This is a genomic window from Nocardioides sp. JQ2195, from assembly GCF_012272695.1.
Lineage (GTDB): Bacteria > Actinomycetota > Actinomycetes > Propionibacteriales > Nocardioidaceae > Nocardioides.
The window spans coordinates 1,562,214-1,588,807 of sequence record NZ_CP050902.1; the positions used below are offsets into that span (position 1 = coordinate 1,562,214).

29 protein-coding genes are annotated in these 26,594 nt (G+C 69.2%); 15 read left to right on the plus strand and 14 right to left on the minus strand.

Annotated elements, in window-relative coordinates:
- The first annotated feature begins 68 nt into the window (after positions 1 to 68).
- Entirely contained in the window at positions 69 to 878 is an 810-nt protein-coding gene (locus ncot_RS07420; RefSeq protein ID WP_168617032.1) for a sulfurtransferase, read from the plus strand.
- 74 nt (positions 879 to 952) lie between these two features.
- On the opposite strand, the gene ncot_RS07425 is transcribed toward ncot_RS07420, so the two are convergent.
- Together ncot_RS07425 and sepH are read right to left on the minus strand one after the other, a co-directional pair.
- The gene (locus ncot_RS07425) at positions 953 to 2,950 is read right to left on the minus strand and encodes an SDR family oxidoreductase (protein WP_168617033.1); all 1,998 of its coding nucleotides are present in this window, start codon (positions 2,948 to 2,950) and stop codon (positions 953 to 955) included.
- A gap of 82 nt (positions 2,951 to 3,032) precedes the next feature.
- Positions 3,033 to 4,100, minus strand: coding sequence for a septation protein SepH (sepH, locus tag ncot_RS07430; protein WP_206065202.1), 1,068 nt, complete (start codon positions 4,098 to 4,100; stop codon positions 3,033 to 3,035).
- A gap of 91 nt (positions 4,101 to 4,191) precedes the next feature.
- Here sepH and ncot_RS07435 point away from each other — a divergent pair, with 91 nt between their 5' ends.
- Complete coding sequence (locus ncot_RS07435) at positions 4,192 to 4,818, plus strand: trimeric intracellular cation channel family protein (protein ID WP_168617035.1); 627 nt, start codon at positions 4,192 to 4,194, stop codon at positions 4,816 to 4,818.
- Between the two features lie 58 nt (positions 4,819 to 4,876).
- Here ncot_RS07435 and ncot_RS07440 read toward each other — a convergent pair whose 3' ends face one another.
- Together ncot_RS07440 and ncot_RS07445 are read right to left on the minus strand one after the other, a co-directional pair.
- Entirely contained in the window at positions 4,877 to 6,181 is a 1,305-nt protein-coding gene (locus ncot_RS07440; RefSeq protein ID WP_168617036.1) for a D-arabinono-1,4-lactone oxidase, read from the minus strand.
- Positions 6,178 to 7,365, minus strand: a complete 1,188-nt coding sequence (locus ncot_RS07445; RefSeq protein ID WP_168617037.1) for an MFS transporter — start codon at positions 7,363 to 7,365, stop codon at positions 6,178 to 6,180. The genes ncot_RS07440 and ncot_RS07445 overlap by 4 nt, the downstream gene beginning before the upstream one ends.
- 47 nt (positions 7,366 to 7,412) lie before the next feature.
- Between ncot_RS07445 and ncot_RS07450 the strand changes: the two genes are divergently transcribed.
- The 3 genes from ncot_RS07450 (at position 7,413) to ncot_RS07460 (ending at position 9,741) form a co-directional block, all read left to right on the plus strand.
- On the plus strand, positions 7,413 to 8,498 hold the full coding sequence (locus ncot_RS07450) for a ferrochelatase (protein WP_168617038.1): 1,086 nt from the start codon (positions 7,413 to 7,415) through the stop codon (positions 8,496 to 8,498).
- 3 nt (positions 8,499 to 8,501) lie between these two features.
- Positions 8,502 to 9,311 (plus strand): inositol monophosphatase family protein, encoded by an 810-nt coding sequence (locus ncot_RS07455; RefSeq protein ID WP_168617039.1) that lies wholly within the window; start codon positions 8,502 to 8,504, stop codon positions 9,309 to 9,311.
- A gap of 139 nt (positions 9,312 to 9,450) precedes the next feature.
- Positions 9,451 to 9,741 carry a DUF4193 domain-containing protein gene (locus tag ncot_RS07460; protein ID WP_168617040.1) on the plus strand — a complete coding sequence of 97 codons (291 nt, stop codon included), beginning with the start codon at positions 9,451 to 9,453 and terminating at the stop codon, positions 9,739 to 9,741.
- Between the two features lie 124 nt (positions 9,742 to 9,865).
- Here ncot_RS07460 and ncot_RS07465 read toward each other — a convergent pair whose 3' ends face one another.
- On the minus strand, positions 9,866 to 10,210 hold the full coding sequence (locus ncot_RS07465) for a DUF4235 domain-containing protein (protein ID WP_168617041.1): 345 nt from the start codon (positions 10,208 to 10,210) through the stop codon (positions 9,866 to 9,868).
- A 33-nt stretch (positions 10,211 to 10,243) separates the two neighbouring features.
- Positions 10,244 to 10,711 carry a DUF3093 domain-containing protein gene (locus ncot_RS07470; RefSeq protein WP_168617042.1) on the minus strand — a complete coding sequence of 156 codons (468 nt, stop codon included), beginning with the start codon at positions 10,709 to 10,711 and terminating at the stop codon, positions 10,244 to 10,246.
- A 51-nt stretch (positions 10,712 to 10,762) separates the two neighbouring features.
- Between ncot_RS07470 and dut the strand changes: the two genes are divergently transcribed.
- From dut to ncot_RS07490, 4 genes are read left to right on the plus strand one after another with little or no spacing between them, the layout of a single operon-like run.
- On the plus strand, positions 10,763 to 11,242 hold the full coding sequence (gene dut, locus ncot_RS07475; protein WP_168617043.1) for a dUTP diphosphatase: 480 nt from the start codon (positions 10,763 to 10,765) through the stop codon (positions 11,240 to 11,242).
- Positions 11,239 to 11,901: a DUF3710 domain-containing protein gene (locus ncot_RS07480; protein ID WP_168617044.1), complete on the plus strand. Its 663-nt coding sequence runs from the start codon at positions 11,239 to 11,241 to the stop codon at positions 11,899 to 11,901. The genes dut and ncot_RS07480 overlap by 4 nt, the downstream gene beginning before the upstream one ends.
- 9 nt (positions 11,902 to 11,910) lie before the next feature.
- Complete coding sequence (locus ncot_RS07485; RefSeq protein WP_206065204.1) at positions 11,911 to 12,282, plus strand: OB-fold nucleic acid binding domain-containing protein; 372 nt, start codon at positions 11,911 to 11,913, stop codon at positions 12,280 to 12,282.
- Entirely contained in the window at positions 12,279 to 13,046 is a 768-nt protein-coding gene (locus tag ncot_RS07490; RefSeq protein WP_168617045.1) for a DUF3159 domain-containing protein, read from the plus strand. The genes ncot_RS07485 and ncot_RS07490 overlap by 4 nt, the downstream gene beginning before the upstream one ends.
- Positions 13,047 to 13,368: 322 nt before the next feature.
- Here ncot_RS07490 and ncot_RS07495 read toward each other — a convergent pair whose 3' ends face one another.
- The 3 genes from ncot_RS07495 to ncot_RS07505 form a co-directional block, all read right to left on the minus strand.
- The gene (locus ncot_RS07495) at positions 13,369 to 14,754 is read right to left on the minus strand and encodes an HNH endonuclease signature motif containing protein (protein ID WP_168617046.1); all 1,386 of its coding nucleotides are present in this window, start codon (positions 14,752 to 14,754) and stop codon (positions 13,369 to 13,371) included.
- Between the two features lie 124 nt (positions 14,755 to 14,878).
- Complete coding sequence (locus tag ncot_RS07500; protein WP_168617047.1) at positions 14,879 to 15,547, minus strand: TrkA family potassium uptake protein; 669 nt, start codon at positions 15,545 to 15,547, stop codon at positions 14,879 to 14,881.
- Positions 15,547 to 16,212: a TrkA family potassium uptake protein gene (locus ncot_RS07505; protein WP_168617048.1), complete on the minus strand. Its 666-nt coding sequence runs from the start codon at positions 16,210 to 16,212 to the stop codon at positions 15,547 to 15,549. Before ncot_RS07505 ends, ncot_RS07500 begins: the two co-directional genes overlap by 1 nt.
- An 80-nt stretch (positions 16,213 to 16,292) precedes the next feature.
- Here ncot_RS07505 and ncot_RS07510 point away from each other — a divergent pair, with 80 nt between their 5' ends.
- Positions 16,293 to 18,344, plus strand: a complete 2,052-nt coding sequence (locus ncot_RS07510; RefSeq protein ID WP_168617049.1) for an APC family permease — start codon at positions 16,293 to 16,295, stop codon at positions 18,342 to 18,344.
- Positions 18,341 to 19,507: a methyltransferase gene (locus tag ncot_RS07515; protein WP_168617050.1), complete on the plus strand. Its 1,167-nt coding sequence runs from the start codon at positions 18,341 to 18,343 to the stop codon at positions 19,505 to 19,507. The genes ncot_RS07510 and ncot_RS07515 overlap by 4 nt, the downstream gene beginning before the upstream one ends.
- Positions 19,508 to 19,654: 147 nt before the next feature.
- On the opposite strand, the gene ncot_RS07520 is transcribed toward ncot_RS07515, so the two are convergent.
- On the minus strand, positions 19,655 to 20,302 hold the full coding sequence (locus ncot_RS07520) for a GntR family transcriptional regulator (RefSeq protein ID WP_168617051.1): 648 nt from the start codon (positions 20,300 to 20,302) through the stop codon (positions 19,655 to 19,657).
- Between the two features lie 149 nt (positions 20,303 to 20,451).
- Here ncot_RS07520 and ncot_RS07525 point away from each other — a divergent pair, with 149 nt between their 5' ends.
- The 3 genes from ncot_RS07525 to ncot_RS07535 all read left to right on the plus strand — a co-directional run bounded on the left by ncot_RS07525 (position 20,452) and on the right by ncot_RS07535 (position 22,443).
- Positions 20,452 to 21,768, plus strand: coding sequence for an MFS transporter (locus ncot_RS07525; protein WP_168617052.1), 1,317 nt, complete (start codon positions 20,452 to 20,454; stop codon positions 21,766 to 21,768).
- Positions 21,769 to 21,791: 23 nt separating this feature from the next.
- Positions 21,792 to 22,112 (plus strand): sulfurtransferase TusA family protein, encoded by a 321-nt coding sequence (locus tag ncot_RS07530; protein WP_168617053.1) that lies wholly within the window; start codon positions 21,792 to 21,794, stop codon positions 22,110 to 22,112.
- 79 nt (positions 22,113 to 22,191) lie between these two features.
- Positions 22,192 to 22,443 (plus strand): alcohol dehydrogenase catalytic domain-containing protein, encoded by a 252-nt coding sequence (locus ncot_RS07535; protein WP_206065206.1) that lies wholly within the window; start codon positions 22,192 to 22,194, stop codon positions 22,441 to 22,443.
- A 27-nt stretch (positions 22,444 to 22,470) separates the two neighbouring features.
- Here the strand turns inward: ncot_RS07535 and ncot_RS07540 are convergent, their stop codons facing one another.
- Together ncot_RS07540 and ncot_RS19630 are read right to left on the minus strand one after the other, a co-directional pair.
- Positions 22,471 to 23,034 (minus strand): 2OG-Fe(II) oxygenase family protein, encoded by a 564-nt coding sequence (locus tag ncot_RS07540; RefSeq protein ID WP_240938122.1) that lies wholly within the window; start codon positions 23,032 to 23,034, stop codon positions 22,471 to 22,473.
- Positions 23,031 to 23,174 (minus strand): hypothetical protein, encoded by a 144-nt coding sequence (locus ncot_RS19630; protein WP_240938123.1) that lies wholly within the window; start codon positions 23,172 to 23,174, stop codon positions 23,031 to 23,033. Before ncot_RS19630 ends, ncot_RS07540 begins: the two co-directional genes overlap by 4 nt.
- Before the next feature lie 61 nt (positions 23,175 to 23,235).
- On the opposite strand from ncot_RS19630, the gene ncot_RS07545 reads away from it, so the two are divergent.
- Positions 23,236 to 24,549: an MFS transporter gene (locus ncot_RS07545; protein ID WP_168617056.1), complete on the plus strand. Its 1,314-nt coding sequence runs from the start codon at positions 23,236 to 23,238 to the stop codon at positions 24,547 to 24,549.
- A 113-nt stretch (positions 24,550 to 24,662) separates the two neighbouring features.
- Here the strand turns inward: ncot_RS07545 and ncot_RS07550 are convergent, their stop codons facing one another.
- Together ncot_RS07550 and ncot_RS07555 are read right to left on the minus strand one after the other, a co-directional pair.
- Positions 24,663 to 25,439 carry an SDR family NAD(P)-dependent oxidoreductase gene (locus tag ncot_RS07550; RefSeq protein WP_168617057.1) on the minus strand — a complete coding sequence of 259 codons (777 nt, stop codon included), beginning with the start codon at positions 25,437 to 25,439 and terminating at the stop codon, positions 24,663 to 24,665.
- Positions 25,440 to 25,511: 72 nt separating this feature from the next.
- A complete protein-coding gene (locus tag ncot_RS07555) occupies positions 25,512 to 26,579 on the minus strand; it encodes a DUF1214 domain-containing protein (protein WP_168617058.1) in 1,068 nt (355 codons plus the stop codon).
- Positions 26,580 to 26,594 lie beyond the last annotated feature (15 nt).

Sequence of the window (26,594 nt, forward strand, 5' to 3'; positions counted from 1 at the left end):
CAATGATGCCACGCGAGCCGTGGCCGGGGACGCTGGGCACCGCGCGCCGCAGCGGGCACGATGGACCCATGACCGGCCCACTGATCTCCGTCCCAGAGCTGCAACGAGTCCTCGCTGACGTCACCGTGCTGGACGTCCGTTACCGCATGGGTGATCCGACGGGACGCACCCAGCACGAGGCCGGGCACATCCCGGGCGCGGCGTACGTCGACCTCGACCTGGACCTCGCCGCGCCCGCTGGCGAGGGCGGCCGGCACCCCTTGCCTGACGCCGACGTCTTCGTCGAGGCGATGCGACGGGCGGGGGTCAGCAACCGGCGTCCGGTCGTGGCGTACGACGACTGGTCCGGCCACGCTGCCGCCCGGGCCTGGTGGCTGCTCCGGCACCACGGGCACCAGGACGTGCGGGTCCTCGACGGCGGGTGGGCAGCCTGGGTTGCCGCCGGAGGCGAGCAGGAGAACGGCGGTGTCTCGTGCCAGCCCGGCGATTTCACCGGTGAGCCGGGCTCCATGCCCGTGGTCGATGCGGAGTCGGTGACCGGGGTGGACGTGCTGATCGACGCCCGGGCGCCCGAGCGCTACCGGGGCGAGCAGGAACCGGTCGATCCCGTCGCCGGTCACATCCCGGGAGCAGTGAACGTGCCGACCGACCGCAACCTCGACGACCACGGCCACTTCCGTGACCCGCACGAGCTGGGTGAGCTCTATGCCGGGGTCGGTGCGTCTCGGGACGCGACCGTGGCCGCCTACTGCGGCTCCGGGGTCACCGCAGCCCACGACGTGCTCGCCCTCGAGGTGATCGGCGTCCCGGCTGCGCTCTACCCGGGATCGTGGAGCGGGTGGATCACCGACCCGAACCGGCCGGTCGAGACCGGCTGAGGCGCAGCGGTCGGTCACCGTGCAGGTCCACGCGGGCCCTGCGTGGGACCCACGACATCGGGCTCAGGCGCCGCTCACCAGTGCACGCCCTTGAAGAGGCGGGCCAGGAGGATCTGCTCGCTCTCGCGCTTGCCGTCCTCGTCGCCCCGGGCGGCGGCGGAGTCGGGGAACACGTGGTAGGCCATGTTCAGCAACCGGAACGCCGCCTTCGGTGCCACGGTGTGGGCGACCGCGCCGGCGTTGCCGAGCGCGGTGTTGACCTCGTGCGGTCTCTCGACGAGTGCCTTGATCACCACGTCCGCGGCCTGGGCCGGTGAGATGGTGGGGAACTTGTCGTAGAGCTTGGTCGGGGCGATCATCGGCGTCTTCACCAGCGGCATGTGGATGCTGGTGAAGGTGATGCCGTCGCCGACGACCTCGGAGGCCACCACGTTGCTCCACGCGTCGAGCGCTGCCTTCGAGGCGACGTACGCCGAGAAGCGCGGGGGGTTGGTCTGGACGCCGATCGAGCTGATGTTGACGATGTGGGACCGCCTCTGCTCCCGCATCGTCGGGAACAGGCCCATGATCAGTCGGATGGCGCCGAAGTAGTTGAGCTGCATGGTGCGCTCGAAGTCGTGGAACCGGTCGTGGCTGAGCTTGATCGACCGACGGATGGAGCGTCCGGCGTTGTTGACCAGGAAGTCGATGCTGGGCAGCTCGGTGCTCAGCTGCTCGCACAACGTGTCGATGGCCTCGAGGTCGGACAGGTCGCAGGGGAACACATGGGCCGTTCCGCCGCGCATCTCGATGGTCAGGCGAAGGTCCTCCAGCTTCTCCTTGCCCCGCGCCACCAGCACCGGGATGCCGCCGGCCTGGGCCACCTTGAGGGCGGTGACCTGTCCGATGCCGGAGGAGGCGCCGGTGATCACGACGTGCTTGCCGGCCAGGGCCTTGCGAGTCTCCGGGTCGCGCCCCGTGGTCTGGTCGAGGTTCTCCTCCCAGTAGTTCCACAGCAACCGCGAGTAGGACTCCAGCACCGGGACCGAGATGCCCGAGCCGGCCAGGGCCTGCTCGGTGCGCCGGGAGTCGAAGGTCGGCTCGAACGAGGTGTGCGCCAACACCTCCGGAGGAATCCCGGCTCGCCCCACGGTCTGGCCGAGCACCAGCTGCATGGGCGTGCTGCGGATCGCGGCATTGGCCAGCGACATGGGCCGCAGCGACCGGGGGAGGCCACTGAACGGGCGCGACGTGACCGACCGGTCCAGGGGTTGGGCGAACTGGGGCGCGCCGGCCGCACTGCAGAAGGCGTTGAGCATCTCCACGACCGGCTGCGGCTCGGGGTTGACCAGGTGGAACGCTTTGTTGTCGTGGCCCGGCACGTGCGCCAGATGATCCATCGCCTTGGCGACGTAGTCGACCGGGACCACGTTGGTGTCCCCGAGGTCGATGCCCACCAACGGCAACCAGGACGGCAACGCGTCGCGCAGTCGCTTCAGGACGGGGAAGAGGTAGTAGGGGCCGTCCACCTTGTCCATCGCCCCGGTCTCGGAGTGCCCGACGACGATGGCAGGTCGATAGACGCGCCACGGCAGGCCGGACTCCCGGACCAGCTTCTCGGACTCGAACTTCGTGCGGTGGTAGGGCGAGGGCAGCGTCTGGCCCTCGTCGAACATGGTCTCGTCGAAGGCCCCGTGGTAGCTGCCGGCTGCCGCGACGGAGGAGACCTGGTGGAAGCACCCGACCTCCAGGGTGGCGGCCAGGGAGAGTGCGTAGCGGGTGCCCTCGACGTTCATCGCGTCGTTGGTCGAGTCGTCCGCGGTCATGTCATAGATCGCGGCGAGGTGGAAGAAGTGCTCGATGCTGCCCACGTGCTCGGCGATCCACTGCGGGTCGACCCCGAGGTCAGGTGAGCCGAGGTCACCGATGACGGGCTGCACACGGTCCGAGCCCCATCTCGCGATGAGCCGTTCCATGCGGGGCAGGGAGGAGGCACGGCACAGGACGAAGATGTCGCCCTCGCGGTTCTCGAGGAGCTCCTCGACGAAGAAGCGGCCGATGAAACCCGTGGCGCCGGTCACAAAATACGACATGGCGCGAGAGTAGTCGCAAACTGACGGATCCGGGTGGGGCCGTGGCTAAGTGTCTCAACCGCATCCGGGGATCAGGGCGCGGCTAGTCCTGCTTGCCGCCGCCGAACATGATCTCGTCCCAGCTCGGCACGGAGGCGCGGCCCTTCTTGCGAGCCGGCTTGCGGGCAGGCTTGGGCTCGGTCACCTCCTGCGCGGCGGCAGCGCGGTCGTCGTCGCTGTCCTTCGACGACGACGGTGCCTCGGCGTCGTCGGGGGTCTCGGCGAGCGGCTCGGGCGTGGGTGAGAGAGCCGGCTCCTCATCGGCTTCCGGGGCACGAACCCGCTCGGCGGTCTCGGTCAGGTCGACCGTCGACTCCTCGTCCGCCGTGTGCGAGCCGGCGTCGGCCGCAGTCGGGTCAGTCGCCGTCCGGTCGGTCGCGGCCCGGTCGCGCGGGACCTCGTGCTGGGGCGCTGCGGTCTCGTTGGCGATCTCGATCGCATCGTCACCCAGGGGCAGCTCGTCCTCCGGGACCGCGCTCAGCCGACGCTGGCGGGCCTGCTTCAGGTCGTCTCGTCGCTCGGGCTTGGCTGAACCGGAGACCTGCTCGCCGACCAACCACCGTGCGTCGTCGTTCTCGACGGTGACGTAGTTGCCCGGGGCGTCGAAGGCGAACTTCGCGGAGCCCTTGCGCTTGCCGACGGTGTAGTCGCCGGTCAGGGCCCAGCGGCCGTCCTCACGTCGCCAGGAGTCCCATTCGACCACCTCGGTGGAGACTCCCAACGGGCTCAGCTGGGCGGCCACGGCCTCACCGAGGGTGCGGGCACCCTGGTCGCCGGCCTTGCGGCGCACGGAGGCACGTTGGGCGCGCTGGGCGATGTGGGCGCGTTCGGCCAGCACCGGATTGGCGAACGGCAGGATCTTCTCGACGGTTGTCTGCGCCGCCTGTGCCACGGACTCCGGCGACTCCCCAGCGCGGATGCGGGTCTGGATGTCGCGCGGACGGAGGGTGCTTTCCATCTGAATCTCCAACTGGCCGAGTCGAGCATGCTCGCCGCGCAGGGCGGCCCGGAGGTGTCGGTCGATGGTGAGGCTGTATTCCTCACCGGTGTCGCTGACCAGGAGCAGGCGTTTGTTGTCCGCGCTCAACCCTGCGAGCGTGAGGTGCAACATCGGTGGTCCTGTCATCTGTGTTCGTCCGTGTCCGGTTTCGCGCTGAGCCTACGCCAGCATCGGCTGCTGGACCCGCACTACACTCCGCCCCATGTCGTCGATGCCGCTTCTCGTCACGTTCGACCTGCTCGGCATCTTCGTGTTCGCGATCTCGGGAGCCCTGGTCGCCGTCCGCAAGGAGTTGGACCTCTTCGGCGTCCTCGTGCTGGCGGGCACCACCGGGCTCGGCGGAGGCTTCCTGCGCGACGTGCTGATCGATGCGACCCCTCCGGCCGCGCTGACGGACTGGCGCTACCTCCTGGTCCCGGTCGGTGCGGGGCTGATCACCTTCGTGTTCCACCCGGCTCTGGGTCGGATGGAGTCCTACGTGCACGTCTTCGACGCGTTCGGGTTGGCCCTCTTCTGCGTCACGGGTGCGACCAAGGCGATGGAGTACGGCGTGGGGCCGGCGCCGGCCGCGCTGATGGGCATGGTCACCGGCATCGGTGGCGGCATGGCCCGTGACCTGCTGGCCGGCCGGGTGCCGGTGGTCTTCCGCGGGGAGCTCTACGCGACCCCGGCCCTGGCGGGGGCCGCCGTGGTGGCGACGCTGCACTGGTTCGAGCAGCCGATCTGGTTGGTGGCCGTCGCCGGGGGCGGCCTCTGCCTGGTCTGGCGGCTCGTGGCGCTCCGGCGCAACTGGCAGGCGCCGATGCCGACGGGCTCCTCCAGCGTCTGATCGCCCTTCCATCGATCAACCGGCACGTGCTGCTGCCGGGGTCGGCGACGCGACGGGATCAGTTGCCGAGCACGCGCTCCAGGTAGGAGTTGGCGAAGAGCCGGTTCGGGTCGAGCCGGTCACGCAGGTCGAGGAACTCCTGCCAACGCGGGTACGTCGGGGCGAGGTCGGCGGCGGTTCGGGTGTGCACCTTGCCCCAGTGCGGGCGGCCGTCGTAGGACGTCAGGATCTCCTCGACCCCACGGAAGTACGCCGTGTGGTCGGTGTGCTGGTTGACGTGGAAGGCGAGGTAGATCGATTCGCGTCCGGTGGAAGTGCCGAGCGTGAGGTCGTCGGCCGGCGTCATCCGGATCTCGACCGGGAAGCTGATCCGCCAGTCGGAGGCCTCGATCAGCCTGCGCACCTCGCGCAGCGCGGCCAGTCCGACCTCGCGTGGGACGGCGTACTCCATCTCGCGGAAGACCACGCGACGCGGTGAGGTGAACACCTTGTAGGGGATGTCGCTGTAGCTGCGCTCCGACAGCAGCCGGCCCGACATCTCGTTGAACCGCGGCACCAGGGATGGCACCCGGTTGCCGATGGCGTTGATCGCGCCGAAGGCGGTGTTGGCCAGGAAGTCGTCGTCGAGCCACGCCCTGAAGCGGGAGAGCGGCTCCGCATCAGCGGGTGCCAGGTCCTGGCGGTAGTTGCGCTTGACCTGCATCCGGTCGGTGTGCGGGAACCAGTACATGTCGCAGTGGTGGCTCTCCGCGACGAACTCGCCGTAGCGCTCGAGTGCCTCGTCCCACAGCATCGGCTGCTCGTGGGCGAGGAGCACCCCGAGGGGTTCGACGTCGAAGGTGAGCTGGGTGAGGATGCCGAGTGCCCCGAGGCCGAGTCGTGCGGCCGCGAAGACATCGGGGTTCTGGGTCGCCGAGGCATTGATCACGGAACCGTCGCCGGTCACCAGCTCGAGCCCGGACACCTGGGCGGAGAGCGATGCCTTGAGCCCGCCGGTGCCGTGCGTGCCGGTGCTGGTCGCCCCAGCGAGGGTCTGCTCGTGGATGTCGCCCATGTTGTGCAGCGACAGCCCGAGGCGGGCCAGCTCGGTGTTGAGCACGTGGAGGGGAGTGCCGGCCAGCGCGGTCACCGTCATCGCGTCACGGTCGACGTCGAGGATGCCGGCGAGGGCGTCCGGGCGCAGCATGACGCCCTCGGGCGCGGAGATCGACGTGAAGCTGTGGCCGGTGCCGACCATCTTCACCGGGCTGCCTCGTTCCGCTGCCTCGGTGACCGCGTCGACCACGTCGGCAGGGGTCGTCGGCGTCAGGACGTCGCTGGGCGTCGCGGACTCGAGGCCAGACCAGTTGCGCCATTGCGTCATGTCGAGGAGGTTACTGGCCGTCGGCTCGACGCTGCAGCGGCGGCGCCCAGGAGACCGGCTGCCAGCGGCACGAGGTAGGCCGGTGAGGCGCCGTGTGCGTCGATCACCAGCCCGGCGATGGCCGCACCGGGCGCGATGCCGATGCCCATGCCCGTCTGCAGGATCGACATGCCCTCCGTGACCCGCGAGGCCGGAACGGCCTCCTCGGTCGCTGACATGGTGGCGATCAGGGTGGGGGCGATGGCCATGCCGCTGAGCAGCAGGAGTCCGGCCATCACCCACATCGAGTCGACGAACGGCAGTGGCGCCATGGTCAGCGCCAGGGCCACGGTGCCCCACATGGCGCGGGTGGCGGGAGGTGTGCGCCAGGGCACGACACCGCTGGCCACGCCCGCGGTCAGGCTGCCCAGGGCCCAGGCGGTGAGCAACGGGCCGGCCCACTGCTTGGCGCCCTGCTCCTCGGCGAAGGCCACGGTGATCACCTCGGCCGCACCGAAGATGGTCCCGAGGGCCAGGCACAGGATGGCCAGCGGGATGACCGTCGCCCACGGCATGCGCGCGCGGTGGGTCTCGACCGGCCGCTGTCTCCGGGCAGGGGGCTGGGTGCCGCGTTGGAGGGCCAGGACCAGCGTGCCGATGAGTCCGCAGGTGATCGCGGTGACCAGGCCGGCGACGGGGTGCCAGGCGGTGGCGAGAAAGGTGGCCAGCGTCGGCCCGGTGACGAACACTCCTTCGTCGACCACGGCCTCCAGGGCGAAGGCCGTCTGGACCGAGCGCTTGTCGGGCAGCACGTGGGCCCACCGGGCACGTACGCAGGCACCCACCTGGGGGAGTGCGGCGCCGGAGACAGCGGCGAGCAGGTGGACGAGCCAGTGGGAGGCCTCCACCTGCACCGCCCAGATCATCAGCGACAGCGACACCGTGAACAGCAGCTGGGCCGCCGGCAGAGCGAGGTGCTGGCCGAATCGGTCCGCCAACCGGCCGTGGATGACGGCGAAGACCGCGTTGGCGAGCAGGTACGCCGACGCGACGGTCCCGGCGAGACCGTAGGAGCCGGTGTGGGCCGAGACGAGCAGCACGATGCCGAGGCTGACCATCGAGACCGGGAGCCGGCCGGCGAACCCGGCGAGGCTGAACTGCCAACCGCCCGGGGTGGCGAGCACACGGCGGTAGGAGGACAACACCAGGACAGTCTGCCGTCCCTCCTTGGCCGGTTCCTAGGATGGGTGCCATGCACCCCGATCCGCTTCCCTACGACGCACTCCTCCTGGTCTCGTTCGGGGGGCCGGAGAAGGCCGACGACGTCGTCCCGTTCCTCGAGAACGTCACCCGAGGCCGGGGCATCCCCCGCGAGCGACTGGTCGAGGTGGGGGAGCACTACTTCGGCTTCGGTGGCCGCTCTCCGATCAACGACCAGAATCGTGAGCTCCTGGCCGCCATCCGCGAGGACCTCGCCGGCGCCGGCATCGACCTGCCGGTCTACTGGGGCAACCGCAACTGGGATCCCTACCTGACCGACGCGCTCGAGGAGATGAAGGCGGACGGCGTGACCCGCGCCGCCTGCTTCGTCACGTCGGCGTACTCGTCGTACTCCGGGTGCCGCCAGTACCGCGAGAACCTGGCCGAGGCCGCCGCCGCGGTCGAGGGGGCTCCGCGACTGGACCGGTTGCGCCACTACTTCAACCACCCGGGCTTCCTCACCGCGATGGTCGACTCGACGCTGACCGCCCTGTCGGAGCTGCCGGACGCGGAGCGCGAGGACGCCCACCTCGTCTTCGTCACCCACTCGATCCCCATCTCGATGGACGACGCGAGCGGCCCGGAGGGAGGGGCGTACGTCGCCCAGCACCGCAGCGTGATGCAGGAGATCGTCGAGCGGGTGCGCCTCGAGACCGGCCACCGCCACCGGCACGAGCTGGTCTACTGCTCGCGGTCCGGCGCCCCGCACATCCCGTGGCTCGAGCCCGACGTCAACGACCACCTCGCCACGCTCGCCGCGGAGGACGGGCCTCCGGTCGTGGTGATTCCGATCGGCTTCATCTCCGACCACATGGAGGTGGTCTACGACCTCGACACCGAGGCCGCGGCCACCGCCGAGAAGCTCGGGCTGACCTTCGTCCGCGCGGCCACGGCCGGCATCGACCCCCGGTTCGTGGCGATGGTCCGCGACCTGCTGCTGGAGCGTGCCGCCACCGAACGTGGCGAGGAGGTGGTCCGCGCCAGTGAGGGCGGTCTCGCGCCCTGCTGGGACGTCTGCGCGGCCGGTTGCTGCGCCAACCCCCGCGGACCGTTGCCAGCCCTCGGCGGGCTGGACTAGCGGGTGACGGGGCAGGATTCGGCGCCGGCGCTGCTCGAGCTGGCCCGGAGCGTGGCCGTGGAGGCTGCCGGCTTCGTGGCGGAGCGGCGTACCCACGGCGTGTCCGTGGCAGCCACCAAGTCCAGCATCGTCGACGTGGTCACCGAGGTCGACCGCGACTGCGAGGCACTGGTCCGTGAGCGCCTGCTCACGGCCCGTCCGCACGACGCCTTCCTCGGGGAGGAGGGCGGCAGCCAGGGCGGTGGCTCGGGGGTGCGTTGGATCGTCGACCCCATCGACGGCACGGTGAACTTCCTCTACGGCATCCCGCAGTACGCCGTCTCCATCGCCGCCGAGCACGACGGCACGGTGGTTGCGGGAGTGGTGGCGAACGCAGCGACCGGAGTGGTGCACCACGCGGCTCTCGGCTCCGGAGCCTGGCGCGACGAGACCCGGCTCGAGGTCCGTCGGCCGGCGCCGCTGGCGGAGAGCCTGGTGCTGACCGGGTTCAACTACCAGGAGCACACCCGTCGGGTGCAGGCCGCGGCGGTCGCCGAGCTGCTCCCACGGGTGCGTGACATCCGTCGCCTCGGATCCTGCGCCCTCGACCTGTGCCACGTGGCCGAGGGAACCGCCGACGCCTATGTCGAGGAGGGGGTCGCCGAGTGGGACCACGCGGCAGGAGCCCTGATCGCACGCGAGGCGGGTGCCACCACCGAGGTGACGGTCGGCCGCTCGGGCAAGGAGGCCCTGGTCTGTGCTCCCTCCGCGACGTTCCGGCGGTTCCGTCTCGCGGTCGAGGAATGTGGCTTTTTGGCGTCGGGGCGGGAATAGAGCACCCCCGGTGTCGGTTGGGTCGGACACGTCGTGTCCAATGTGCGTGCAGAATCCCGTCAGATGGTGCACAATCTGGCGCCGGGCTGACGCAGCATCAGACGACGACGCGACCGCAGTTGATTGACTGGAGAAGTTGATGGCGACCGATTACGACGCACCACGCAAGAACGAAGAAGACCAGGGCGAAGCGAGCATTGAAGAGCTCAAGGCTCGCCGCCACGACAAGAACTCGGGCAAGGTCGACGAGGACGAGGCCGAGGCGGCCGAGTCCTTCGAGCTGCCCGGCGCGGACCTGTCCCACGAGGAGCTCGCCGTGGAGGTGAAGCCTCGTCAGGACGACGAGTTCACCTGCATGAGCTGCTTCCTGGTGCACCACCGGTCCCAGCTTGCCGACGCCAAGAAGTTGATCTGCAAGGATTGCGCCTGATCCCGGGCGCACCGAACGCAACGAGAGCCGCAACCCATCGGGTTGCGGCTCTCGTTCGTTCGAGTCGGGTTCGACTCCGGTTCGGCCTGGTTCGGCTCCGGTTCGACTCCGAGTCGTGGACGGATCAGCCAGTGACGCTCGCACCGGCGACGTCACCTGCGTCGGAAGCGGGTGACGGCGAGGTCCGGCCGTCGGCCTGCAGGCCGGGTGGCAGGTGCCCGGTGGACTTGGCGAAGTAGTTCGCAGCCTTGCGGGTGGCCAACATCTTCACGATGGCGACCGAGGTGCCGCTGACCGCGGCCCACATGACTGCCTCCCACAGGTCGATGTCGGGGTCGGCCGGGTTGGCCGGGGGCTCCTTGCCCGTGGCCGCCTTCCAACCACCGTTGAGCGCCTTCTTGGCCATCGTGGCACTGCCGAGCGCCGCGACCAGCGACATGGCGGTCCATGCCTTGGAACCGTCTGACATCAGAACCTCCTGGGGTGGGATGCAGCTTTCACACTAGAGGACACCATTGGCCGGGCGGGAGCTGACTTCGTTGAGGGCTGCCGCCAGGCGATCGGGGTGGCGGGTGGAGACCAACCAGTACGGCGTGGGGTCGTTGCGGTCCTCGATCGTGACGCGGACCGACCGCTTGAGGTAGGGGCGCAGCACGAGGTGTGCGCGGGCGTCCGCGTCGACACCGGCGACACGGCGGGTGCTCTCCTGGTCGAGCGCCTGGCAGTGACCGACGTAGCCGAGCTCGATGTGGGCCTTGCCGACGCGCAGCTCGTGCTCGTCGACGGTGATCCGGGTTCCGCCGTACGCCAGGAAGCCGAAGGCCACCAGGGCACCGAATCCGGCGCTGACCAGCGCAGCTGCCAGGACGGACGGAACGGCCACCGCGATCGCGAACCAGAAGGACGCGACGAGCATGGTTCCTTGCACCCACCAACGGAGGGGCACGGTGAGTCGTTCGGCGTACTGCACAGGGAAAGACTGTCATCCCCGCACTCGGGCAGCGCAGGTAGGGTCGGGATCATGGCAGTTCCCCCCGTGTCGGTGCGCATCGTGCGACTGGACCCTGACCTCCCGCTCCCGTCCTACGCCCACCCCGGTGACGCCGGCGCCGACCTGATGACCACCCAGGACGTGGCCCTGCAACCGGGGGAGCGGAAGCTGGTGCCGACCGGGGTCGCCCTGGCCCTTCCTGAGGGCCACGTCGGCCTGGTGCACCCGCGCTCCGGACTGGCGGCACGCCACGGACTGTCCATCGTCAACGCCCCCGGCACCATCGACGCGGGCTACCGAGGCGAGGTGAAGGTGATGCTGATCAATCTCGATCCGCACACGGAGGTCCGTCTCTCGCGCGGGGACCGCATCGCCCAGCTGGTGGTGCAGAGGTTCGAGCGCGTGGAGTTCGTCGAGACCGACGCACTCGATGAGACCCCGCGTGGAGCAGGGGGCTACGGTTCCACGGGTGGCTTTGCCACCGCTGATGCCCAGAGGAGTTTCCAGTGAAGTTCGGACGCAAGTCCCAGACCAAGACCGACACGACACCCACCGATGCCACCACGAGCGACGTCGACACCGGCTCCGACGCGACCGAGACCGCGGAGGCCGAGACGCAGTCCGGTCCCTTCGACCTGTCCGACGTGGACATCGAGAACGACGGTGTCGAGCGGGTCGACCTCGGATCCCTCCTGATCGCACCGGCCGAGGGGCTCGAGCTCCGGCTGCAGGTCGACGAGGCGTCGCGCGAGGTGCAGAGCGTGCTGATCGCCGGGCCGAACGGCGCGGTCGAGGTCAAGGCGTTCGCCGCACAGCGCAACGGTGACCTGTGGTCCGACGTACGTCGTCAGATCGCCTCGGAGACGGCGCGCCAGGGCGGCACGGCGACCGAGGTCGAGGGCGACCACGGCACCGAGCTGGTCTGCCAGCGCACGGTCCGCACCGCCGAGGGCACCACCGGCCAGCAGCCGTCGCGCATCGTCGGCTTCAACGGGCCGCGATGGTTCCTGCGGGCCACCTACCTCGGTCGTCCCGCGGTCGCCCCGGATGAAGCCGGCCCCTGGGAAGAGGCCGTCGCATCCATGGTGATCCGACGCGGAGACGGTCCGATGGCGCCCGGTGAGCAGTTGCCCCTGAGTCTGCCCCCGCAGGCGCGTCGAGTCGACTAGCCTGCCGTCATGGGAGAGGGGAAGGGACGGAGCCGGCTCCGCAGGGCGATCAGCAGCTGGGCCAACAGCACCGACCAGCATGCGCGGGACCTGCGCGAGACCGTGGCCACGTCGGGTCTGGCCACGATCGACTCCGCACCAGACCGGGAACGGATCCGGCTGACCGGGAGCCTGCGCACCGTGACGCTCCGTCCGCGTGGCGGGGTCCCGGCGCTCGAGGCAGAGCTGTACGACGGGACCGGCGTGATCACCCTCGTCTGGCTCGGGCGTCGTCGCATCACCGGCATCGACCCCGGACGGGCCCTGACCGTCGAGGGGTGCATCGGAATCCAGGAGCACACCCGCATCATGTTCAACCCTCGTTATGAACTCGTCCCGTGAAGGCAGCTGAGTCCGTGGACCCCGAGACCGGACAGGCCGCAGCGCCGCCCACCAGCGACTCGGTCGAGGCCGTCGTCCGGCAGCAGCTCTCCAAGGCCCTCGGCGGTCGCCGGGGGATGCTCGAGGCTGCCCTTCCCACCATCATCTTCACGGTCACCTTTCTGACCACGAAGGACCTCAAGCTGGCGCTGGTGCTGAGCGTGGGCGCCGCCCTCGTGGCGCTGGTGGCCAGGCTCATCCAGCGATCCTCGGTCCAGTTCGTGGTCAACGCGCTCATCGGCATCGGCATCGGCGCGCTGTTCGCGCTGCGCGCCGCCAAGGCCGGTGGTGACGCGAACGACCAGGCGCTGGCCTACTTCCTGCCGGGGCTGCTCTACAACACCGGTTATGCAGTGGTGCTCTCCCTGTCCTGCCTGACCCGCTGGCCCCTGGTCGGCTTCATGGTCGGTTCCGTCACCGGCGACCCGACGGCGTGGCGACAGGACCCCCAGATCGTGAAGCTCTGCTCGCGCCTGACCTGGGTGCTGGTCGCTCCGTGCGTGTTGCGTGTGTTGGTGCAGGCTCCGGTGTACCTGGCCGGGAGAAGTGGTTCGATGGATCCGGACGCGGCGGTCGCCGCGCTCGGCATCGCGAAGATCGTCATGGGCTGGCCGCTCCAGCTGGCGTCGCTGGCGCTGATGGTGTGGTTGCTGGCCCGGAACTCGACGCCTGTGGCCGACGGCCCGGGGCCGGAACCGGAGACTGCGCCAGAAGCGGGGACCTGAGGCGCCAGAAGCGGGGACCTGAGGCGCCAGAAGCGGGGACCTGAGGCGCCGGAAGCGGGGACCTGACCCGAGCGGCGCACGTCGGCGGGTTTCGAGCTCGTCCATCGAGACGACCTGCACGCGTTGGCTGCACGCTTTGGCTGCACGCGTGGCGGCACGCGGGGCGGCGCGCGGGCGGCACGCGGGCGGCACGGCGTGGCAGTGGCCCAGTCACCGGGTTCCTGGTGCGGATGGTCCCTGGTGTGGGCCTGCTGTCGTGGTGCTGCGTGTTCGGCCGGTGCTTCTTGTCGGGTTCCCGAACCGCCTCGGTTTCGCGGGCGGTTCAGGGATTGTCGGTGAGCTCGATGGTCCCGGTGTCGGTGACCAACCAGCTCCGGCCGTGCTGGTTGGTCCAGGTATAGGTGCCGTCCCGGTTGCGTTGGTAGCGCCACCCGCCGTGCGTCTTCAACACGTGGTGCCCACGGCACAACGGGGCCAGGTTCCCCGGGTTGGTCTGCCCGGGTGGCCCGGTGTCGTCGAACGCGACGATGTGGTCCAGGTCGCACGAGGTCGATGCCCGGGCGCAGTAGGGATGCACGCAGTGCGGGTCCCGGGCAACCACCTGCTCCCGCATCGCCGTCGGTGGGTCATGCGCATCGACCGCCCAGGTGCGGGTGGTGTCGATGACCGGGGTCACCCGGGCATCGGCACCGAGCTGCTTGAGGTACCCGCCGATCAAGGTGGTGGTCGCCGGACCGAACAGGTTCGTCGCCACCACCCCGGCTGCACCCGGTGGCACGGTGGCAGCGCTGGCGCACAGGGTGGCCAGGTCCGCCAACGACAGGTGCACGAACAACCGGGCCTTCAGGTACGACCTGCGCCGGGCCACGGCCTTGCCCGTGTCGGGGTGGACGGGCGGGTCCTGGTCGAGGAGGCCGAGCAGGTCCAAGGTGGCCTGACGGTCCGCGATCACCGCCAAGGCCTTGGCCTTGCGCTGCCCCAGGCTGTCGCCGTCGCCCAACCGGCCCAACGTGGTGGCCTCGTCGCAGACCAGGTCGTGGAACTTCGCCAGGTCCAACGAGGACCCGATGGCCTCCAGGGTGCTGGTGCCCTCCGCACCGGCCTCGTGGTCGACGGTGACGTCCCAGTCATCTCGGCCCCGCAGGCCGTTGCCGTCCTCCAGCCTGTCGGGGTGGAACTTCGCCACCCCGTGCTTGACGGCCTTCGCCATCGCGGCACAGGAGTACCGCCCGGTCTCGTGGAGGAAGGCGTCGATCCAGCGGGCGCACGCCAGGGACAGGTCGTGGGTGTCCTCCGCCAACCGCAGCGCCTTCCACGACTCCAGCTCCAACCCCTCGACCCTCGCGTGGGTGCGGGGCAGGCGGTGGTGCAGGTCGAGGGTGTTGGCCAGGAACTGCTGCGCCGCGGCACGAGAGACACCACACGCAGCGGCCCAGTCCTCGACCACGAACCGGGCCACCAACGGGGTCCCCTCCCCGCCCAGGGTGGCGTCGTAGTCACCCGCCATCCCCGGCAGCCCGTCACCCCACGTGGCCGGGTCGATCCCCGGCCCGGCAGGGTTCGTCACGCAGAGCTGGTAGGCCAGCCGCAGCTTGCGCCGCCCCGCCCGCCACTCCGCATGACGAGCATCCGTCACGAGGTCGAGCAGCGCCTCACCACCGAGGTCACTGACCTCGAACGGGTGGAGTGCCGCATCAACTTCCAACATGAGCTCAGTCAAGCAGGCGCCACCGACAGCCGACCCCCGAGAACAGCCCATTTCGGGGGTCTGGGGAAAACCACTTCCAGAATCTTTTCCGGGCCACCCGGGCCCACCCCACTCGCGCGTGCGCTCAGCGCTTGTTGTTCGGCGCCAGCAGCTTCTCGAGCTCCCGCTCGACCTCGGCCGACACCACGAACAACAGCTCGTCACCCGACTCGAGGGGCTGCTCGGCGTCGGGGGTGTAGACCTGCCCGTCGCGCAGGATGGAGACCAGGGCGCAGTTCTCCGGCCAGGGAACCAGCCCGGTCGGCTGGCCGACGTACGGCGAGTCGTCCGGGAGGGTCATCTCCACCAGGTTCGCGTTGCCCTTGCGGAAGGTGAACAGTCGCACGAGGTCGCCCACGGAGACGGCTTCCTCGACCAGTGCCGACATGATGCGTGGCGTCGACACGCTGACGTCGACGCCCCAGGCCTCGGTGAAGAGCCACTCGTTGTTGGGGTGGTTGACCCGACCGACCGTGCGCGGGACGCCGAACTCGGTCTTCGCCAGCAGTGAGGTGACCAGGTTGGCCTTGTCGTCACCGGTGGCGGCGATGACCACGTCGCACTGCTGGAGCCGCGCCTCCTCCAGGGAGCTGAGCTCGCAGGAGTCGGCGAGCAGCCACTCGGCGTCCGCGACGCTCTCCGGCTTGATCGAGGCGGCGTTCTTGTCGATCAACAGGACCTCGTGGCCGTTGTCGATGAGTTCTCGGGCGATGGAGCGACCCACGGCTCCTGCTCCGGCAATGGCGACGCGCATCAGTTGGTGTCCTCCGGACCGTTCTCGATCACGACATAGGCGTCGGCGGCGTTCTCCTCGCGCATGACCACGTGGAGCAGGTCGCCCTCCTGGAGGACGGTCTCCCGCCCCGGCAGCATGCCCTCCCCGAGCCGGTCGATCCAGGCGATGCGGACCTTGACCTGCTGCTGGAAGTCGACGCTGCGGTGGCCGATCCACGGCTCGGTGATCGGGATCTGGTCCACCCGGACCGTGCCGGAGGGGTCGCGGAAGTCTGGCTCGGCGCCGGCCGGCTGGATCCGCCGCAGCACCTGGTCGGCGGTCCACTTGACCGTGGCGACCGTGGTGATGCCGAGTCGCTGGTAGACCTCGGCCCGACCGGGGTCGTAGATCCGCGCGACCACCTGCTGGATCCCGAAGCTCTCGCGGGCGACGCGCGCGGCGATGATGTTGGAGTTGTCACCGCTGGAGACGGCGGCGAAGGCGTCGGCCCGGCCGATGCCGGCCTTGGTCAGGACCGCCTGGTCGAAGCCGTACCCGGTGATCTTGTCGCCGTTGAACGACGGTCCCAGGCGTCGGAAGGCATCGGGATTGTTGTCAATGATGGACACAGTGTGGTTGCGGTCCTCGAGGCTCCGGGCAAGCGTCGAGCCCACCCGGCCACAACCCATGATCACGACATGCACAAGCCAGACGCTACCGCAGGGGGAGTCCTCGGGTGCGTCGGTGCTGCAGGTTGGTCCGGCGAGGGCTAGCCTGTTCGCTCGTGGGTGTCGGTGACGTTTCCAAACGGATCCTGCTGGGGCGCAAGCTCCGCAGCTCGCAGTTGGGTGAGACCCTGCTGCCCAAGCGCGTTGCGCTGCCGGTGTTCGCCAGCGACGCGCTCTCCTCGGTGGCCTACGCGCCCGACGAGATCTTCATCATGCTGTCGTTGGCCGGCGCCTCGGCGTACACCTGGTCCTGGAAGATCGGTCTGGCCGTCGCGCTGGTGATGATCGCCGTGGTCGCGTCGTACCGCCAGACCGTGCACGCCTATCCCAGCGGCGGTGGTGACTACGAGGTCGCCACCGAGAACCTCGGCCGCACGGCCGGGGTCACGGTGGCTGCTGCCCTGCTGGTCGACTACGTCCTCACCGTGGCGGTGTCGATCTCCTCGGGCGCGCAGTACGCCGCCTCCGCGCTGCCGTTCCTGTCAGGGCACGAGGCCAGCTTCGCGGTCGGTCTCGTCATCGTGCTGGCTGCGCTGAACCTGCGCGGGATCCGGGAGTCCGGGACGCTCTTCGCGATCCCGACCTATGCGTTCATGCTCGCCATCCTGGGCATGTGCGCGATCGGCCTCGTTCGTTTCTTCGCCGGTGACCTTCCGAGCGTGGAGAGCGCCGACCTGCAGATCACCCCTGCCTCCGGCTACGAAGACACGCTGACCAACGTCGCCCTGGTGTTCCTCCTGGCCCGCGCGTTCTCCTCGGGCTGCGCGGCGCTGACCGGCGTCGAGGCCATCTCGAACGGAGTGCCGGCCTTCCGGCGTCCGAAGTCGAAGAACGCGGCCACCACGCTCCTGCTGCTCGGCCTGATCGCGATCACGATGATGCTGAGTGTCATCATGCTGGCCCGCGAGATGGGCTTGAAGTACGTCGACCCGCACCACCTCGAGAGACTGCGCACGGCCGACGGGGACGCGCTCCCCGGGGACTACGACCAGCACACCGTGATCGCGCAGATCGCCCGGGCCGTCTTCGACAACTTCTCGCCGGGCTTCTACTTCGTGGTGACGATGACCGGCATCGTGCTGGTGCTGGCCGCCAACACCGCGTTCAACGGATTCCCGGTGCTCGGCTCGATCCTGGCCAGGGACGGCCTGGCTCCGCGGGCGCTCGGCTCACGAGGTGACCGGTTGGCCTACAGCAACGGGATCCTGTTCCTGGCGGCGGTGGCGATCGTGCTGATCCTCGCCTTCGACGCCGAGGTCACCCGACTGATCCAGCTCTACATCGTCGGCGTCTTCGTCTCGTTCACGCTCAGCCAGCTGGGCATGATCCGGCACTGGACCCGCAACCTGGCCACCGAGCGGGATCCGGCAACGCGGCACAGGATGCAGCGGTCGCGGGTGATCAACACGATCGGGCTGGCGATGACCGGGGCGGTCCTGGTCGTCGTCCTCGTCACCAAGTTCCTCGAGGGCGCATGGATCACCATCCTGGCCATGGTGGTCTTCTTCACGCTGATGAAGGCGATCCGGCGGCACTACGACCTCGTGGAGGCGGAGCTGGCCATCGACGACCAGGACAAGGTCCTGCCGACCCGGGTGCACGCCATCGTCCTGGTCTCGAAGCTGCACAAGCCCACCCTGCGAGCCCTGGCCTTCGCCAAGGCCAGCCGCCCCAACGCGTTGGAGGCTGTCTACGTCGGCACCGACACCAAGTCGACCGACAAGTTGTTGGCGGAGTGGGACGAGCGCGGCATCGACGTGCCCCTCAAGGTGCTCTACTCGCCGTACCGCGAGCTGGTCAAGCCGATCGTCGACTACGCGATCGAGATTCGCCGGGCCAGCCCGCGCGGCGTGGTCGCGGTCTACATCCCTGAGTACGTCGTGGGCCGCTGGTGGGAGCAGGCCCTGCACAACCAGACCGCCCTGCGGCTCAAGGGACGCCTGCTGTTCACCCCCGGGGTGATGGTGACCTCGGTTCCCTACCAGCTGCGTTCCTCGCAAGTCGCTCTCGAGCGAGAAGAACGTGACCTCACCCGCACCCGCGCCGGCGACGTACGCCGCGGCAACATGGCGGGCCAGACCCGCTATCGGAAGCGAGACCAGCGATGACCCGCCACACCCGTCAGCGACACCCCAAGGGTGCCTCCCACGTGGGGGAGCGGCACACGGTCGTCGTCGGTCCGATCGCTCACGGTGGCCACTGCGTCGCCCGCATTCCCGTGGAGGGCAGCGACGGAGAGACGCGCGTCGTCTTCGTCCGCCATGCGTTGCCCGACGAGGAAGTGGTCATCGAGATCACCGAGGGAACGGAGGGCGACAGGTTCTGGCGTGGCGATGCGGTCTCCGTCACGAGGTCATCGGAAGCCCGCGTCGAGGCGCCGTGTCCCTACGCCGGCCCCGGCGCCTGCGGTGGGTGCGACTTCCAGCACGTCTCGATCGCGGGGCAGCGTGACCTGAAGACCGTCGTGGTCCGTGAACAGTTCCGACGGTTGGCCAAGATGGACGTGGACGTCGAGGTGGAGGCGGTTCCCGGCGACGTCGACGGACTGGCCTGGCGCACCCGGGTCGACTACGTGCACACCGAGGACGGCGGGCTCGCGATGCGACGACACCGCTCGCGTTCCGTGGTCCCGATCGACGAGTGCCTGATCGCCGCACCCGACGCGATCGACACGTCGGTCTCCGGCAGTGCCCCGCGCCTCGAGTCGGTCCACGGACGCGAGTTCCAGGTGGCGGCGGATGGCTTCTGGCAGGTGCACCCCGGTGCGCCGACGACCTTGGTCGACACCGTGCTGGACTTCCTCGATCCACAGCCGGGGGAGAAGGCGCTGGACCTCTATGCAGGGGTCGGCCTCTTCGCCCGCTTCCTCGCCGAGCGGGTGGGGGAGTCCGGTCGCGTGGTGGCGATCGAGGGAAACTCCCTGGCCTGCGCTCACGCGCGCGAGAACCTCACCGAGCACCGGCGCGCGGTGGTCGGAGTCGGCACGGTCGACCGGGTGCTGGCCAAGTCCTTCGACGAACCCTTCGATCTCGTGGTCCTCGACCCGCCTCGTGAGGGGGCGCGTCGCAAGGTGGTGCTGCAGATCGTGGACCGCGCTCCGCGTGCCGTGGCGTACGTCGCGTGCGACCCGGCCTCGCTTGCGCGTGACGTCGCCACGTTCGCGGAGGCGGGTTATCGGCTGGAGCGGCTCCGGGCCTTCGACCTGTTCCCGATGACCAGCCACGTGGAGTGCGTTGCCCTGCTGGTGAAGCATGACTCTGACCTGCGGTAATGCTCTTTTCGTCACCGGGTCGCTCTGGGGGATGCCGACCGAGGTCACGATGACACCCCGATGATGTGATCCCGTGCCCCCCGCGTGCCGGCCCGCGATCGTATTCGGGCAGCCGAGTTGACCGACAGGATGGGCGCGGGTTGCAGGTCAGCCCGGCCGGCCGTCCTCGAAGCCGTGGCTTCGCGTCTGATGCGCGTCGAGTGCGTCGGAGAACGCGTGCTGGTCACCGTCGAGGGCGGCCGTCATCAGAGTGCGGTGCTCGGCGATGACGAGGGCCGGGTCACCTGCGATGCGTGGTGCACTCTGGTTGATGGAGAACAGCTGGCGATCCTGGAGTCGGTCGTAGGCCACCAGCATCAGCTGGTTCTGGGCCAGCTCGACGAACCCCCGATGGAACTGCAACGCCAAGGGAGCGAAGCCGTCGAAGGCGCCCGAGGCCAGCACCGACTCCTGCTGGGCCAGGTTCTCGGTGAGCGTCGCACGCGCTCGGCTCCGAGTGTGTTCGGTGGAGCGGTGGACGCCGCAGGTTTCGAGCGCGTGCCGCATCTGTGCGGACTCCTGCAGTTCTCCGAGCTCGATGGAGCGCACGAGCGCGCCGCGCTGGGGATAGATGGTGACCCAGCCTTCTTGCTGCAGGCGGACCAGGGCAGCGCGGACCGGGGTGCGGCTCATGGACAGTCGGGCGGCCAGCTCGTTCTCGCTGAGCATCGTTCCGCCGGTCAGTTCGCCGCGCATGATCGCTCCGCGAAGGTATTCGTGGGCGCGATCTGCTGCGGTCTCGGTGCCGACTGACATGACCGTCCTAGGGGAGTGGGCGTTGCGAGGTGCTGTCCATATTTCTACCACCTGACTTGTCTCCAACTGGGATACAACTAGGCTACAAGACATGGAATCAGTGAAACCCTCCTCGGCCACGACAGTCCCAACGGCCGAAGTGGCCGTCGATGAGTGAGTTGGCTCGCCTCGAGGTCGAGCGAACGGCGGTCCAGCGACGGACCCTCCGTGTCGTCATGGCCAGTCAGGTGCTCGGTGGTGCGGGACTGGCCGCTGGAGTGACGGTGGGCGCCCTGCTCGCCGAGGACATGTTGGGCACCGAGTCCCTCGCCGGGCTGCCCACAGGTCTGTTCACCCTCGGATCGGCCTTGGCCGCCTATCTGGTCGGCGGTGTCAGCCAGCGTCACGGCCGGCGGATGGGCCTCGGGTTCGGCTTCATCGTCGGTGGTGCCGGCGCCGCCGGGGTGGTGCTCGCGGCTGCGATCGACAGCGTGCCGCTGCTGTTCGTCGCCCTGTTCATCTATGGAGCCGGCACGGCGACCAACCTGCAAGCCAGGTATGCCGGCACCGATCTCGCCGCTCCTGACCGACGCGGCTCGGCGGTGAGCATCGCGCTCGTCTCCACGACGATCGGTGCGGTTGCGGGTCCCAACCTCGTCGAGCCGCTCGGTGGGCTGGCGACCGGCCTCGGGCTCCCGGCACTGTCGGGCCCCTTCCTCCTCGCGGCTGTGGCCTACACCGCGGCCGGTGCCACGTTGGTCGCGATGCTGCGACCGGACCCGTTGCTCCTGGCGCGCAGCATCGAGTACGCGTCGGCGGCGACCAGCTCCGATTCCCCGGTGCTGGGTGGGCCGGAGGCCTCCCACGGGCCGGGTCGTGCGGCATACGTCGGCGCGACGATCATGGTACTGACCCAGATCACGATGGTCGCCATCATGACGATGACGCCGGTCCACATGCGGGAACACCAGCACGGGCTCGGCGACGTGGGCCTGGTCATCGGCCTGCACATCGCGGCGATGTATCTGCCCTCGCCGATCACGGGCCTGATGGTCGACCGGTTCGGCCGGACTGCTGTGGCTGTTGCCTCGGGGGCGGTGCTCATCGCCTCGGGCGTGACGGCGGCGGCATCGCCGGGGGACTCGTTGACGCTGACCATCGTCGCCCTGATGCTGTTGGGTCTCGGATGGAACTTCGGCCTGATCTCCGGCACCGCGCTGGTCGTCGATGGCACGTCGCCGAGCAACCGGGCACGTACCCAGGGCGCCATCGACGTCCTTGTCGCACTGGCCGGAGCCAGTGGCGGGGTGCTCTCCGGTGTGGTTGTCGCTGCCTCGAGCTATGCCACCTTGGGCATCGTCTGCGCGGCCCTGACCATCATCGTGCTGCCGGTCGCGGTCCTCTCGCGTGGCCGATCCATGGCCGGCGACGCTGGGCCATCCCAGTCGAGCGAGGCCGCAGTCCCTGCCAACGTCGACAACCAGTGAGGAAGGCCTGAGTGGAGCCCAGCGTGACGTCGAACGACGACGGCAGCTTGCTGGTCGACGGCGGAGACCTCGGTTGCGCGCGCCTGCTCGTGTTGCTGCGCAACGTGGCGCGAGGCTTGCACGACGGCGCCGTTGTCCACCTGCTCACCACCGACCCGGTGGCGCCGATCGACCTGCCTGCGTGGTGTCGCATGACCGGGCACTCCTATCTCGGGCCAGTGGCCCGCCACGACCGTCCCTGCTACGGGATCGCTGTCTCGGCGCGGGCCACCCCGACCCGGTCGGACTCGGTGTGGCGGGTGGCTTCCACGTCGCCTGCCGATGAAGAGGGCGTGGCGTCATGAATCGAAGCGCGGCAGTGCGCGAGGCAGGCGGTCGGGTGAGCATCGTGGAGTTGCCCTTTGCCACATCGGTTCGGGCCAAGTGCGTGTGAAGGTCGAGGCGAGCGGCATCTGTCGCGCCGACCTCGGCACCGCGGGCGCGGCCAGGTCGGCACACGACTTTCCGGTAGTCCCGGGCCATGAGGTCGCCGGGGTCGTCGACGACCTGGGGCCCGGGAGTGCCGACTGGTCGGTGGGTGATCGAGTCGCAGCCGGTGTCGGCGAACTGCGCAGCGTCGTCCTCACCCATCGCGCGCGCAAGGCCAATGACGAGACCCAGAACTCCGACCAGTGAGCACCGTCGGTGCGAGCGGGCGAGTGGTCAGACCAGGTCGGGATGGTGGAGCTGCGCGACGTCGGGGTGGGCCCGCAATCGTGCCTTGAGGAGGTTCTCGCCGTAACGCACGCCCAGCACGTTGGTGGCCTCCTGCTCCACACCGCGGGCATCGGCGGCGAGCTCCGCGGGCAGGTGGATGCGGGGCACCTCGGCGTCGAGGCTGGGGTTGAAGAAGAACGGGATCGAGAGACGCTCGGTGCCCGGCTCGGGCGAGACCACGCGATGCTTGGTGGCGCGCAGATAGCGGTCGGTGGCGACTTCCAGCAATTCGCCGATGTTGACCACGAAGACGCCCTCGGCCGGAGGCACGTCGATCCACTCACCTTCGCTCTGCACCTGCAGTCCGGCCTTGCTCGGCTCGACGAGCAGCAGGGTGAGGATGCCCGGGTCCTTGTGTGCACCGACGCCCTGTCCGGCATCGGCCTGTCCCGGGTAGCGCACCAGCTTCATCAGGATCGACGGCAGGTCGAACGTCGCATCGAAGTGGTTGCGCGAGGCTCCCAGCGAGACCGCCCACTCCTGCACGAGTCGCCGTCCGATTGCGGTCAACCGGTCGGGATCCGGTGGCGCAGATGGAAGAACCCGACCGTGTGGGTCGCCTCCCGCAGGTGCTCTCGGAAGGAGGCCAGCGCCGCGGGGTCGCGGTCGAGGTCGGCAATGTCGAGCAAGGGAAGGGCACGTGTGGTCACGCGAACAGCCTATTGATCGAAGTCGAGTTGATCCCTTCCGGAGGCTTCTGGACCTGAGGAGATGACTGGGAGATGGGGGCCGACGTGTCATCGCATCCAGCAGCTGACCTCCACGGGACCAGCACGCTCCTCACGGCATCGATCGACAACCGCCGGCCCGCGTGAAAGTCTCGGAGAAGATGACAGCACCACACAGCGTCTGGCCATCGCGGCCGTCCAGGTGCTCGGGCTTGCCGTGTGGTTCTCGATGTCGGCGGTCGTTCCGAGCGTGCAGGCCGACTGGGGCATCTCGAGCGCTCAAGCGGTGTGGCTCACCGGCACCGTGCAGCTCGGCTTCGTCACCGGCGCTCTGGCATCCACCGTGCTCAACCTCGCCGACCGGTGTCCACCGCACATCCTCATGGCGGCGAGCGCGGCCCTTGCGGCCGGCTGCACCTTCGCGCTGGCCGCCTTGGCTGACGGGCTGCTGCTGGCGCTGGCGCTGCGGTTCCTGACCGGGGTCTTCCTTGCCGGTGTCTACCCCGTCGGCATCAAACTGATGGCGTCGTGGGCTCCCACCGCCAACCGTGGGCTCGCCATGGGCCTGCTCATCGGTGCGCTCACCATCGGTTCGACGTTGCCGCACCTGGTCGGTGGGCTCGTGACGCTGCCGTGGCGCGAGGTGCTGCAGGTGACGGCGGCCATCGGTCTCGCCGGCGCTGTCGTCGCTCTGCTGGTCGTCCGAGCCGGACCGCACCTGTCGACGGGTGCGGTGGCGCTGCACCCGCGCTACGCGCTGGCGATGTTCGCCGAGGCCGGGCCTCGCCGGGTGAACCTCGGCTACTTCGGCCACATGTGGGAGCTGTACGCGCTGTGGACGTGGGTCTCGGTGTTCGTGTTGCACTCACACGCCTCTGCAGAGCTGGGCACCCGCAGGGCGATCCTGGTGTTCGTCACGATGGGTCTGTTCGGGCTCGCCGGGTGCCTGATCGGTGGGTGGGCCGCGGACCGCTACGGCCGCTCGGCGGCGGCGGTCACCGCGCTGAGCATCAGCGGTGCCTGCTGTCTGTTGTCGCCACTCGCGTTCCTTGCCCCGCTTCCGGTCCTCGCGATCTTCTTCGCGACCTGGGGCGCCGCTGTCATCGCCGACTCCGGCGTGTTCTCCACTGCCCTGTCCGAGGTCGCCGACCAGAGGTTCGTCGGCACCGCGCTCAGTGCCCAGACCGCCATCGGGTTCGCGCTCACCGTGGCCAGCATCCAGCTCGTCCCGCTGCTCGCCGGCGCGGTCGGTTGGCAGTACGCGTTCCTCGTCCTCGCACTGGGGCCCGCCATTGGGGCTCCCGCGATGCGCCGTGCCGCGGCCGGGTTGCACGCCACGAGCAGCTCAACGCGCTGATCGCGACCGCGCGTTCCTCGTGCACTGCCCCGACGAGTCGCTGCAGTGCAGGGTCGCCACCACACTGGCCCCAGCGGAGCCAGGCTCCGGCCACGGCAGGCCCGTGCGAGTGCTCAGACGCGGGGGATGGCGAGCAGGCCGACCGTGCCACCGTCCACGGGCACCGTGATGCCGTTGACGTACGCCGAGTAGTCGCTGGCCAGGAAGCAGGCGACCTTGGCGATGTCCTCGGCGACGCCGAGGCGTCCCGACGGGATCTGCTCGAAGTAGTCCTGGTCGGTTCCCGGCAGGGAGTCGAGCCAGCCGCGGAATCCTGCGGTGTCCATCGACCCGGGGGAGATGACGTTGGCCCGGATGCCGTGCTCGCCGTACTCGGCGGCGATGCTCTTGGTCAGCGCGATCATGCCGGCCTTGGCCGCACCGTAGATCGCGAGGCCGCGCACGGCACCGAGTCCGGCCCCCGAGGTGGTGGAGACGATCGTGCCGCCACCCTGCTCGATCATGATCGGCAACGCTGCCTGCACTCCGAAGAACATCGAGCCGAGGTTGAGATCGACGATGTGGTGGAAGTCCTCGACCGTCACCTCGTGCAGGGGCCCCTGGGGTGATCCACCCGCGTGGTTGAAGAGGATGTCGAGCCGCCCGAAGGTGTCCTTGGCGGCCTGGACGAGAGCACCGACCTGCTCGGCTGACGTGACGTCACACTGCATGGCCACTGCCCGGCCGCCGGCAGCCTCGACCTCGGCGGCGACGGCCTTCACGGTGTCGCCGTTCAGGTCGCCCAGGACCACCGTCGCACCGGCCGCGGCGAACTCGAGGGCGCTGGCTCGCCCGATGCCGTGCCCCGCCGCGGTGATGACGGCGATCTTGTCTTCCAGCGTAATCGTCATGTCCGGAACTCTAGGGCCGCGGTTCGGAGTCCCGGAGAGGATCCTGATCACCGGGACCCCGAAGGGCGCCGATCAGATCTTGATCACCCTGCAGGTCGGAATGGGGTGCCGATCGGCCTTCACCCAACGCAGCAGTGCGGTGCCCTCCCGGTGGCCCGCCGTGCTGAGCCAGTTGCCGAAGCCAGGGTCCTTGGCCGCAACCACGATGGTGAGCGTGCCGTCGACGTTCGGCTTCGCCGTGAAGTTGTTCAGGTGGGTGTTGGTCCGGTCGTAGTCGAGCGACTCCATCCACCAGTTCTGCAGCACGAAGTTCCAGTACTCGCAGTCGGGCACCTCGGTCTCGATCACCCAGGCCTCGTCGTCGGCGAGGTTCCAGTAACCGTGCAGGTAGCAGATGTTCGGGTCGCCGCCCGCGTTGAGGAAACGCTCCTGGCCCCAGTCAGGGAGCTCGTGGGGCCGCGTCATGAACAGCCGTGTCCACTCGGCGAAGATCCCGGCGATGCCTCTCACCTGGAGGGTGGCGGCCCGCAGCTGGTCCGCGAACTGGTCGACGTCGAGAGGCTCGAAGGGGAACTGCTCGTCGAGCACCTCGATGGTGATCTGGGCCGGAACGTTGTTGGGGTGATCGACGAAGCTCTGTCGCCCGGTCAGCTTGTCGGTTCCTTCGGGGATCGGCAGCCAGGCGCCCGAGTCGGGTCGCTCCTTGCTGGCCACGAAGCTGAAGCGCCCGTTCTCGTCGAGGGGGAGCGAGTGGACGTCGATCTCGCCGTGGGAGACCTGGGTCTCAGCACTCCAGTCACGCTTGCTCTTCGACCCGATGCTGAAGACGGTCGAGTTGCCGGGGGTTCCGCTGACGCGGTAGCGGTGCTCGGGTGAGACCTTGGCACTCATGTAGATGTTGTCGGGGTTGTCCGCGCCGATCTTGCAGCGCAGGTTCGGGTCGAGGATGTTGGTGAAGACCGGATACCGCGGATCGTTGTGCTCGAGGCTGGTGAGCGTCCCGTTGCGGAGCAGCCGGATCAGGTAGCGGACTCCCTCGGCCTGGTCCAGCGGGTTCTGCGGCGCCGACTCGGTCTGCAGTGCCTGGCCTGCATCGCGGAGCTGGTCACAGAAGTCGTCCCACATCTTGTTCGTCGTCATTGCCACTCCCTTGTC

What these genes read in the sequence shown, in the direction of transcription:
- ncot_RS07420 (WP_168617032.1), top strand. Translation starts at nt 69, where the DNA reads ATGACCGGCCCACTGATCTCCGTCCCAGAGCTGCAACGAGTCCTCGCT.
- ncot_RS07425 (WP_168617033.1), bottom strand. Translation starts at nt 2,950, where the DNA reads ATGTCGTATTTTGTGACCGGCGCCACGGGTTTCATCGGCCGCTTCTTC.
- sepH (WP_206065202.1), bottom strand. Translation starts at nt 4,100, where the DNA reads ATGTTGCACCTCACGCTCGCAGGGTTGAGCGCGGACAACAAACGCCTG.
- ncot_RS07435 (WP_168617035.1), top strand. Translation starts at nt 4,192, where the DNA reads ATGTCGTCGATGCCGCTTCTCGTCACGTTCGACCTGCTCGGCATCTTC.
- ncot_RS07440 (WP_168617036.1), bottom strand. Translation starts at nt 6,181, where the DNA reads ATGACGCAATGGCGCAACTGGTCTGGCCTCGAGTCCGCGACGCCCAGC.
- ncot_RS07450 (WP_168617038.1), top strand. Translation starts at nt 7,413, where the DNA reads ATGCACCCCGATCCGCTTCCCTACGACGCACTCCTCCTGGTCTCGTTC.
- ncot_RS07460 (WP_168617040.1), top strand. Translation starts at nt 9,451, where the DNA reads ATGGCGACCGATTACGACGCACCACGCAAGAACGAAGAAGACCAGGGC.
- ncot_RS07465 (WP_168617041.1), bottom strand. Translation starts at nt 10,210, where the DNA reads ATGTCAGACGGTTCCAAGGCATGGACCGCCATGTCGCTGGTCGCGGCG.
- dut (WP_168617043.1), top strand. Translation starts at nt 10,763, where the DNA reads ATGGCAGTTCCCCCCGTGTCGGTGCGCATCGTGCGACTGGACCCTGAC.
- ncot_RS07485 (WP_206065204.1), top strand. Translation starts at nt 11,911, where the DNA reads ATGGGAGAGGGGAAGGGACGGAGCCGGCTCCGCAGGGCGATCAGCAGC.
- ncot_RS07495 (WP_168617046.1), bottom strand. Translation starts at nt 14,754, where the DNA reads ATGTTGGAAGTTGATGCGGCACTCCACCCGTTCGAGGTCAGTGACCTC.
- ncot_RS07500 (WP_168617047.1), bottom strand. Translation starts at nt 15,547, where the DNA reads ATGCGCGTCGCCATTGCCGGAGCAGGAGCCGTGGGTCGCTCCATCGCC.
- ncot_RS07515 (WP_168617050.1), top strand. Translation starts at nt 18,341, where the DNA reads ATGACCCGCCACACCCGTCAGCGACACCCCAAGGGTGCCTCCCACGTG.
- ncot_RS07520 (WP_168617051.1), bottom strand. Translation starts at nt 20,302, where the DNA reads ATGTCAGTCGGCACCGAGACCGCAGCAGATCGCGCCCACGAATACCTT.
- ncot_RS07525 (WP_168617052.1), top strand. Translation starts at nt 20,452, where the DNA reads ATGAGTGAGTTGGCTCGCCTCGAGGTCGAGCGAACGGCGGTCCAGCGA.
- ncot_RS07545 (WP_168617056.1), top strand. Translation starts at nt 23,236, where the DNA reads ATGACTGGGAGATGGGGGCCGACGTGTCATCGCATCCAGCAGCTGACC.
- ncot_RS07550 (WP_168617057.1), bottom strand. Translation starts at nt 25,439, where the DNA reads ATGACGATTACGCTGGAAGACAAGATCGCCGTCATCACCGCGGCGGGG.
- ncot_RS07555 (WP_168617058.1), bottom strand. Translation starts at nt 26,579, where the DNA reads ATGACGACGAACAAGATGTGGGACGACTTCTGTGACCAGCTCCGCGAT.